Source organism: uncultured Eudoraea sp. (assembly GCF_947258525.1).
Classification (GTDB): domain Bacteria; phylum Bacteroidota; class Bacteroidia; order Flavobacteriales; family Flavobacteriaceae; genus Eudoraea.
The window spans coordinates 1-8,566 of the sequence record NZ_CAMYIP010000138.1 but is presented as its reverse complement, the minus strand read 5'-3'; the positions used below and the strand labels follow the sequence as shown (position 1 = coordinate 8,566).

Sequence of the window (8,566 nt, the reverse complement as noted above, 5' to 3'; positions counted from 1 at the left end):
TTTTTTATAAATGGCACATCAAAATAAACTTTCATTAAATAAGCTTTTCAAGAATTTTATTATTGCCGTAACCGGTAAGGAAACCGAATTTACAACCGGTAGTATTCGCAAAGCGATATTTATGCTTTCCATACCCATGATCCTGGAGATGATGATGGAATCTATTTTTGCTATTGTTGATATAGCCTATGTATCTCAGGTAAGTGTAAATGCGGTAGCCACAATTGGCCTTACCGAATCCGTAATAACCCTGGTTTATGCAATTGCCATTGGTCTTAGTATGGCTGCTACAGCGGTCGTAGCGCGCAGGATAGGGGAGAAGGATCTTCGCGGTGCCAGGGAAGCTGCTATGCAAGCCATTATTTTAGGTATAGTGGTGGCCCTGTGCATTGGCAGCGTAGGCTTCTTATTTGCAAAGGAAATCCTGGCGCTTATGGGAGGGGAGCCCGATTTAATTGCTGAGGGTTACGGTTATACACAATTACTGATAGGGGGCAATATTACCATTGTTCTCCTATTTCTGATCAACGCCATATTCAGAGGAGCAGGAGATGCCTCCATTGCAATGTGGACCCTTGTATTATCTAATGGTCTGAACATAATTCTAGACCCTATTTTTATTTTTGGATGGGGGCCTGTTCCAGAATTCGGAGTGATGGGTGCCGCTATAGCAACGAACATTGGAAGAGGAACAGCTGTTTTATTTCAATTTGCCATTCTTTTCTTTGGGTGGAGCAGAATAAAACTGGGTGTGCAGGATATTCTTCTTCGTTTTAAGGTAATGCTCAACCTGGTGCAGGTCTCCATGGGAGGTATAGCTCAATTCCTGATCGGTACTTCCAGTTGGGTATTCCTGATGAGACTGATGTCTGAATTTGGAAGCGAAGTGCTCGCCGGATATACCATTGCTATCCGGGTGATGATGTTTACATTTATGCCTGCATGGGGCATGAGTAATGCCGCCGCTACCTTAGTAGGACAAAATTTAGGAGCAAAACAACCGGAAAGGGCAGAAAAATCTGTTTGGATTACCGGGAAGTATAATGCTATTTTCATGCTTAGCGTATCTGTGATTTATTTATTGTTTGCAGGCGAGATTATAGGATTATTCACTGAGGTGAATACGGTTATTGAGAATGGTTCTCTTTGTTTACGAATTGTAGCTGCAGGATATCTTTTTTATGCCTATGGTATGGTAATATCCCAGGCCTTTAATGGGGCTGGCGACACAAAGACCCCTACCAAAATAAATTTCATAGCTTTTTGGGTATTTCAATTGCCCTTTGCATATCTGGCCGCCATTACTTTTGAATTAGGGGCTTTAGGGGTCTTTCTTGCAATTACCCTGGCTGAAGTTATGCTATCTGTTATAGCTATCATCTGGTTTAAAAAGGGCTATTGGAAAAAAGTTCAGGTATAGCCTATTTTTGTAACTTTATAAATTGAAAAATTTTATATGGAATATAAGAAACAAGGAATCAATACAATTTGCACCCATGTCGGGGAATTGGAGGATACCCAGTACAAAGGAGCAGTTTCACCTTTATACATGAGCACTTCGTATGCCTTTGAAGATGTCGATATAAAAAGATATCCGAGGTATTTCAACACGCCTAATCAAAAAGCGCTGTCAGAAAAAATAGCCGCCCTCGAACATGCGGAAGATGCCATGATATTTGGTAGTGGAATGGCTGCGGTAAGCACTGCTCTTTTGGCCTTTTTGAAAGCCGGGGATCATGTGGTATTGCAAAATATGCTGTATGGAGGGACATATAATTTGATTACAAAACAATTTGAAAATTTTGGAATTTCATATTCATTCACTGAAGGCCTTAAACCTTCAGATTTCGAAGCAAAAATCAGGGAAAACACCAAAGTCATTTATGTTGAAACCCCATCAAACCCCTTGTTGACAATCACCGATCTTGCGGCTATAGCAGAGCTGACAAAGAAATATAAGCTAGTCTCAATGATCGATAATACATTTGCCAGTCCGGTAAATCAAAATCCGATTGATTTCGGCATTGACGTGATCATCCATAGTGCTACAAAATACATGGGAGGACACTCAGATATTTGTGCAGGTGCTGTTGCTTCGTCCCGTTCAAATATGGAACGTATTTTTCAATTGGCAATAAACCTCGGTGGCAGTCTTAGCGATTATACCGTATGGCTATTAGAACGCAGTATTAAGACGATGGGAATCCGTGTTAAACAACAAAATAAAAATGCCATGCACCTGGCAGAATACCTGGATGGAAATGCAAATATTAAGAAGGTATACTATCCGGGCCTGAAATCTCATCCTGACCATGCTTTGGCAAAATCACAGATGCATGGCTTTGGTGGAATGCTTTCCTTTGAACTAATAGAAGCTATAGATGCCACAGAATTTAGAAAGGCACTTAAACTTATTAAATCATCAATGAGTTTGGCAGGGGTTGAAAGTACAATGTTATCTCCAACTCAGACTTCACACGCGCTCTTATCAGAAGAAGACCGATATAAACAGGGAATTTCCGACGGATTAATTCGCTTTTCCATAGGGATAGAAGAACCCGAAGATCTGATAAAGGATATAGAACAGGCTTTGAGAGAAATAAAAGTATCTCAACCCGCATTAAAGAGCTAGACAAATACCAGATTATTACCATATGAAATTAGATATTTTAGTTTTTGGAGCACATCCTGATGATGCTGAGTTAGGAGCTGGTGCAACGATAGCCAAAGCAACTGCGCATGGCAAAAAAGTTGGCATTGTGGATATGACCAGGGGGGAACTCGGTACAAGAGGTACTCCCGAAATCAGAGACCAGGAGGCAGAAAAAGCTGCCAAAATATTGGGGATCGCAGTTCGCGAAAACCTAGAATTCGCCGATGGATTTTTTATAAATGATAAAAAGCACCAATTGGCGGTGATTCAAATGGTAAGAAAATACCAGCCGGACATTGTATTGTGCAATGCAATTGAAGACCGGCATATAGATCATGCAAAGGGAAGTAAATTGGTAAGTGATGCCTGTTTTCTTAGTGGACTCGTAAAAATAGACTCAAAATTACCGGGAGATGACGAGTGGCAGCAAGCATGGCGGCCAAAACAAGTGTATCATTATATTCAATGGAAAAACCTGGACCCCGATTTTGTTGTTGATGTTTCCGGCTTTATTACTAAAAAAATGGATGCGATTTCTGCCTACGCATCTCAATTTTACGATCCGAAGAGTAAAGAACCTAATACACCGATTAGCAGTAAAAACTTTACAGACAGTATAGCTTACAGAGCACGGGATCTAGGACGTTTGGTAGGTGTTGAACACGCTGAAGGATTCAATGTGGAACGACAGATTGCGGTAAATAATCTTTGGGATATTTTTTAAACAGCCTGACTATAGCTTTTCTCCCTTTTTGGTAGTGTGAAAAAGAAACAACTGCCTTTGCGAAGCGCACTTTCCACCCAAATACTACCACCGTTCTTTTCGACCATTTCTTTGCATAGAGATAGTCCAAGTCCGGTTCCTTTTTCATTATTGGTTCCGTAAGTAGTGATATTGGAATTCTTCTCAAATAAATTCTTCACAGTAATCTTATCCATTCCTACACCTGTATCTTTAATTGAAACCTCCCATAAATTATCACGTTCGCGTGCAGATATTGTAATCATACCATTTTGAGGCGTGAACTTTAGTGCATTGCTGATAAGGTTCCTCACAACAATATCTATTTGATTGCTATCGGACCAGGTTAGTGTATTTTCAGTAAGTTCGCTAACTATTTTTATTGACTTCTTTTTAGCTATTTCAGATAATAATTTAATATTCTCAGAAACAAGGGATTCAAGGGCCATTAGTGAAGGTTTGGTTACTGCACCGTTCATTTGGGTATGACCCCAGCTTAGAAGGTTGTTTAAGGTAAATGAAATATGATCAACATCTTCCTTTAGTTTTGGTACAAACTCCAAAAACTCTTCCGTATCTATATCTCCATCCGAATAAAGCCTAAGCAGTTCCTGTAAGGCACCCACAGGACCTCTCAGGTCGTGACCTATGATTGAGAATAGTTTGGTTTTTGTTTCATTGCTGTTCTCAAGTTCAATCTCTCTTTTTTCGAGGATCACTTGCTTGGCTTGCAATTCACTATTTAGGTGTTTTTGAATTTTTTGCCCTCTATGCACAACATAGGTGACTACCATAAATATCATCAATATAACAAGGGCAGCATTCACATAGCGCTGTTGTTCCGCTAATGCCTTCTCGTTTTCTTCAATCAGCATTTGCTTTTGATTATCATATTCTGTTTTGGTCTTCAGCATCGTCAGACTCTTTTTGTTTTCATTTCTGGAAAGTGTATCTGACAATTGTTGATAGAGTTCGTGAAATTTTAGCGCATTCACATAACTCTTCTTATTTTTATTTATTCTATAAAGTGTAAAGGCGCATTTTTGGGTACCTTCAAGAAATTGTATCCGATCAGATATTTCATAGGCCTGTTGAGCAAAATTTTCAGAGATACTATCCTTACCCTGCCCCAGGAATGCTTCAGCCATACCATTAAACAAGTCGATTTTACCCCGGTCATCATCCAAATTTTTATGAAGCATTTCACTTTGGTTATACCAGTAAAGCGCCCATTTGTATTTATTTTCTTTAAGATATACCTTACCCTTAATTTCATATGTAAACGCCAACCAATCCAAGATCTTGTGCTTTTCAAAAATGGCAATACTTTTATTGATATTAAACATTGCATAGTCTAGTTTGCCCATATCTGCATAGACAGATGCTAAATTGCTCAAAGTCTCTGCCATGATAACTTCATCTCCCAGTTCACCATTAATTTTTTTAACTTTTTTGTAAAAATCGAGAGATTGTGTATAGTCCTTTTGAGAGGCATACAGGTTGGCAATGTTTTCATTCATAATAGACAACATCGATTGGTTCCCTATTTCTTCGGCAATTTCTATACCTTGCAAGTACCCCGTTAAGGCACTGGCATAGTCACCCTTATAGGCATTTTCACCTGCAAGGTTATTTATGATTCTAAGGCTTAAGTCCTTGTTGCCAAGTTCTTCTGCAATCTCGTGACCAGCAGCATAATAACTAATTGCTTTATCTGAATCTCCCTTATCTGAGTAGTAATCTCCCAGGCGTAACCTGGATCTGCATTCGCCCTCTCTGTAACCGGATTCAAGGCTCAATTGAAGTGCCTCCTCTGAAAGAAGCAAAAGGCTATCTGTATTATAATACCTCAGCTCAGATCCTAATTTGTTTAAGAGGTCAATATAAAGGGTATCCTTTGGCGAGAAGTTTTTGTTAGCCCTGAAGTCTCTTATACTATCTTTTAGTTCTTCTTGTTTTTTCTGTTGTCCGTAGGTATTTTGATTCCCGCATAAAAGAAGTATTGCAATCACGATATACGTCATGCAGACATTACAGAGTTTCCGGATGTAGGTTAAAAATAAGGGCATAGGTTATTAACCAATTCTGTTATTAAAAGTACATTCGGAAAGTACAATGGTCTAATTAATGTTGTGAAACGCCAATTTTTGTGTGTTTTATCGACATTTGAGTGTATTTCATCCATGAAATGACTACCCTCCATCAAATTACGACGAATTGGGGCTGCAATCTTACCTCTATTGATACAGTTGGATTTTCTAAAAATATCAGGAGTATAGTTTGAAACAATGCGTAAAAAAAATTACCTTTGCCAGCGCTTGCAAATGGTGGTTGTAGCTCAGCTGGTTAGAGCGCTGGATTGTGGTTCCAGAGGTCGCCGGTTCGAAACCGGTCTTCCACCCTGAATTTATAAATAAGGCCCTATCTTAAAAGGTAGGGCTTATTTTTTTGTTATTTTCAATTCTCATAGAAATTGAAAAATAGTACATCGAATAATCTTTTATTTGGAGGGGTCGATATCTGCCTCAATACGATCTTCTCGGTTAGCTATTTCCCAGGCCGTATAAAAAATCAGACGTGTTCGGTCCTCCAGTAAATCATAGTTTATTTTGTCAGGGGTATCGCCCGGTCTGTGATAATCCTCATGTGTTCCTGTGAAGTAAAAGATAATTGGAACATTATTCTTGGCAAAATTATAATGATCACTTCTGTAGTAAAAACGATTCGGATCATTTTCATCATTATAGGTGTAATCTAATTGCAGCTGTGCATACTTATCATTTACCTCTTCGGACAGGGTGTGAAGTTCCGAACTTAGTTTATCTGATCCAATCAGATAGACATAATTTCTTTGCTTCTCATGTTTAGGGTCAATGCGCCCTATCATATCTATATTCAGGTTGGCCACAGTCTGAGAAAGCGGGAATATAGGATCGTTATCCGTGTAGTACTTTGATCCAAGCAATCCTTTTTCCTCGCCTGTAACATGAAGGAAAACTATAGATCTTCTTGGTACGTTACCTGTATTTGCAGCTTGTTTAAAAGCCTCTGCTATTTCAAGCATAGCAACCGTCCCAGAACCGTCGTCATCTGCGCCATTATTGATATCACCATTTTTATTTACGCCGATATGATCTAAATGTGAGGAGATAACTACGTACTCTTCAGGCTTTTCAAATCCAGGAATAATGGCCACAACATTTTCGGAGGATACCATCTTATTATTACTCCTAACCCTAAAAGATATGGGTAGCGGAATATGCCCTGAAGTCTGCGTTTCCTTTATGGCAGGAAAAATATTCTTTATCATGTTTTCACCCGGGAAAACTAATGCGGCATCGTAATCTTTAACTTCAAGTTGCATTTTAATTCTGTCGCTGCCTTTTAAATAATCATAATATCTTTGGTAACGATCGTAATTGTCAGGATCATAATAAAGTATCCCTTTAGCTCCTTTACTTCTGGCTAACTTCAGTTTATCACCAGGGGCCTCAGATCTGTTGCTCCAGGCAGATTTTTTAGAACTGCCGGAAATTACATAGGTCCCATCATTATTTGCGGGCTCACCTGACTTTATCAATATTAGTTTACCGGATACATCCAAGCCTTCATAATCTGAGTAACCTTTATCTTCTATACCATATCCCGCATAAACAATTTCGTCAAAGTTCCCTTCCATAGGCGTAAAAGTTAAAAAATCCGTGCCTATTTGATATTCAGTTGCACCTGCCGTTATGGAACCGACAGGTAATTTGGGGAATTCCAATGGGACTTTCTGAAAATAATCGCCATCTTCTTTAGCTGCCCGGATTTCCATTATCTCATAATTGGATTTTATATAGTCCACGGCTTTTTTTTGTCCTGGTTCTCCTGTTTCTCTCCCTTCAAATTCATCGGAGGCGTAGATATATAAATGTTCCTTCAGCTCTTTTTCTGTAATAGTTGCCGCGTAAATCTTGGGGTCTGCCTGAAGTCTTGAACTTGAGGCACCCTGTTGTTCCTGCACTGTTTTTTGTGAGGTGTTGCAGGCAAATGCCAGTGCAATAAGAGTCGATGATATTATTTTCATAGTATAGGTATCCAGGGCTTTTAAAAATTTCCCAAAAATAGTGAAAAGAAAATGAATTTGTATCACGAGATATTCAAACAAATAAGATTTATGTCAATTCCAAATTCAGGAAATTAGTTTTAGTAAAGGGAATGAATTTAAGCTTTATTTGTGCTTTCCTCTATGTTTAAGAGAATATTCTTAATACATTTATCCTCTAAATTTATTTGATAAAAATTTGAACTAACAAAATAAAATTCTACTATGAAATTACCTTTATCCAAAAATTTAATGGTGTTATTCTTATTATTAACAGGAGCTATTTTTAATACATTTTCGCAGGAACAGTCTCTCGGAGCTATGGTTTCCAAAAAAGTGGGCTTATATGTATTTCCTGCCCAAGAACAGAGTGCTGAGCAACAAGCAGATGATGAGTCTTATTGTTATCAATGGGGCGTTCAGCAAAGTGGTATAGATCCTTTAAATCCGCCACAAGTTCAAGCTCAACAAGTACAAACCGGACCGGACGGAGCTGCGGTTGGTGGTGCTGCCCGTGGAGCATTAGCCGGTGTGGCAATAGGGGCTATTGCAGGGGATGCCGGAAAAGGTGCCGCTATTGGAGCGGCTTCTGGTGCTATAGCAGGGCGCAGAAGAAGCAGAGTTGGCAGGTCACAACAGCAGCAAGCAAACAACCAGGCAGCAGACCAGGCAGAAGCTGACATGATGAATAGCTTTAAAAAAGCATACAGCGCATGCCTGCAGGGCAAAGGGTATAGCGTAAATTAATAACCTTAACCGTATAATTATTAAATCAATTATTATGAAGATTACTTCTATAAAAATTTACTTCAATACTCTTTTTATGTTTTTACTAATGGTGAATGCCTTTGGTCAGAATATGGAGGAGAATATGAACCTACTGTTGATTCGTGAGGATAAAGTTTCTCCGGCATTGGCAGATGAGTATGAAATGTCTCTGGCAGATCTTAAAAATTATCTGGCCGAGAACCAGGTACAGGACTTTAACTATTTTACACATATTCAGGATAACTTTGAGTTTATACATGTAGTACCCTTAAATAGCCTGGACGAGCTGAGTGAAGGAACCCGCGAGGCTCTGATA

7 protein-coding genes and 1 tRNA gene are annotated in these 8,566 nt (G+C 39.0%); 6 read left to right on the top strand and 2 right to left on the bottom strand.

Annotation, left to right across the window (positions count from 1 at the left end; genetic code table 11):
- Nucleotides 1–10 precede the first annotated feature (10 nt).
- The 3 genes from Q0X89_RS10545 to bshB1 are packed head-to-tail and all read left to right on the top strand — an operon-like array spanning nucleotide 11 to nucleotide 3,377.
- On the top strand, nucleotides 11–1,420 hold the full coding sequence (locus tag Q0X89_RS10545) for an MATE family efflux transporter (RefSeq protein ID WP_297693896.1): 1,410 nt from the start codon (nucleotides 11–13) through the stop codon (nucleotides 1,418–1,420).
- A 36-nt stretch (nucleotides 1,421–1,456) separates the two neighbouring features.
- Nucleotides 1,457–2,632 (top strand): aminotransferase class I/II-fold pyridoxal phosphate-dependent enzyme, encoded by a 1,176-nt coding sequence (locus Q0X89_RS10540; protein WP_297693894.1) that lies wholly within the window; start codon nucleotides 1,457–1,459, stop codon nucleotides 2,630–2,632.
- Between the two features lie 22 nt (nucleotides 2,633–2,654).
- A complete protein-coding gene (gene bshB1, locus Q0X89_RS10535; protein WP_297693892.1) occupies nucleotides 2,655–3,377 on the top strand; it encodes a bacillithiol biosynthesis deacetylase BshB1 in 723 nt (240 codons plus the stop codon).
- Here the strand turns inward: bshB1 and Q0X89_RS10530 are convergent.
- A complete protein-coding gene (locus Q0X89_RS10530; protein ID WP_297693890.1) occupies nucleotides 3,374–5,464 on the bottom strand; it encodes a tetratricopeptide repeat-containing sensor histidine kinase in 2,091 nt (696 codons plus the stop codon). The genes bshB1 and Q0X89_RS10530 overlap by 4 nt on opposite strands.
- 257 nt (nucleotides 5,465–5,721) lie before the next feature.
- On the opposite strand from Q0X89_RS10530, the gene Q0X89_RS10525 reads away from it, so the two are divergent.
- Nucleotides 5,722–5,797, top strand: a tRNA-His gene (locus tag Q0X89_RS10525).
- A 98-nt stretch (nucleotides 5,798–5,895) separates the two neighbouring features.
- On the opposite strand, the gene Q0X89_RS10520 is transcribed toward Q0X89_RS10525, so the two are convergent.
- Complete coding sequence (locus Q0X89_RS10520) at nucleotides 5,896–7,464, bottom strand: M28 family peptidase (RefSeq protein ID WP_297693888.1); 1,569 nt, start codon at nucleotides 7,462–7,464, stop codon at nucleotides 5,896–5,898.
- 243 nt (nucleotides 7,465–7,707) lie between these two features.
- Between Q0X89_RS10520 and Q0X89_RS10515 the strand changes: the two genes are divergently transcribed.
- Both Q0X89_RS10515 and Q0X89_RS10510 read left to right on the top strand, forming a co-directional pair.
- Nucleotides 7,708–8,229 (top strand): glycine zipper family protein, encoded by a 522-nt coding sequence (locus tag Q0X89_RS10515; RefSeq protein WP_297693886.1) that lies wholly within the window; start codon nucleotides 7,708–7,710, stop codon nucleotides 8,227–8,229.
- A 34-nt stretch (nucleotides 8,230–8,263) separates the two neighbouring features.
- Nucleotides 8,264–8,566, top strand: a 303-nt coding sequence (locus tag Q0X89_RS10510) for a hypothetical protein (RefSeq protein WP_297693884.1), incomplete at its 3' end; no start/stop codon positions are given.

Coding starts and splice junctions, on each gene's coding strand:
- Q0X89_RS10545 (WP_297693896.1), top strand. CDS start 11: ATGGCACATCAAAATAAACTTTCATTAAATAAGCTTTTCAAGAATTTT.
- Q0X89_RS10540 (WP_297693894.1), top strand. CDS start 1,457: ATGGAATATAAGAAACAAGGAATCAATACAATTTGCACCCATGTCGGG.
- bshB1 (WP_297693892.1), top strand. CDS start 2,655: ATGAAATTAGATATTTTAGTTTTTGGAGCACATCCTGATGATGCTGAG.
- Q0X89_RS10530 (WP_297693890.1), bottom strand. CDS start 5,464: ATGCCCTTATTTTTAACCTACATCCGGAAACTCTGTAATGTCTGCATG.
- Q0X89_RS10520 (WP_297693888.1), bottom strand. CDS start 7,464: ATGAAAATAATATCATCGACTCTTATTGCACTGGCATTTGCCTGCAAC.
- Q0X89_RS10515 (WP_297693886.1), top strand. CDS start 7,708: ATGAAATTACCTTTATCCAAAAATTTAATGGTGTTATTCTTATTATTA.